The sequence below is a fragment of the Desertibacillus haloalkaliphilus genome (assembly GCF_019039105.1).
GTDB classification, from domain to species: Bacteria; Bacillota; Bacilli; order Bacillales; family KJ1-10-99; genus Desertibacillus; species Desertibacillus haloalkaliphilus.
On record NZ_JAHPIV010000581.1, the window covers coordinates 1 to 331 of the forward strand.

Genomic DNA, 331 nt, shown 5'->3' on the forward strand with positions numbered 1-331 from the left:
GTTACAACCAATCCACGTTGCCACATCTTCATGTCACAATCCCCCAACAGTTTTAATATGTCATTATTATTACATTTTGTAACACAAATGACAAACTAAAAAGGAGTTAACGATTACGACGTTTGTGGTCACGTCGGTCTTGTTCCCAACGTTCGATATCTTCCCAGTCAATCGTCCGATCCGAGTCGTCAGAAAAAGCTGCCACGCTAACAATTACGACAAGGACTAGGATAATAATAATCAACACCATGTCAGGTCACCTCTCGCGTATTTTTGTTAATCGTAGCATAATCGGCGATAAAAAAAGCGCAACGAGTTTTCAGCTCATTGC

The 331-nt window shown here is 40.8% G+C and carries 1 protein-coding gene; it reads right to left on the reverse strand.

Translation table 11 applies throughout. The annotated features are described in order from the left end of the window. Nucleotides 1-106: 106 nt before the first annotated feature. Nucleotides 107-250: a hypothetical protein gene (locus KH400_RS23365; protein WP_003610023.1), complete on the reverse strand. Its 144-nt coding sequence runs from the start codon at nt 248-250 to the stop codon at nt 107-109. Between the last annotated feature and the right edge of the window lie 81 nt (nt 251-331).

What these genes read in the sequence shown, in the direction of transcription:
- KH400_RS23365 (WP_003610023.1), bottom strand. Translation starts at nt 250, where the DNA reads ATGGTGTTGATTATTATTATCCTAGTCCTTGTCGTAATTGTTAGCGTG.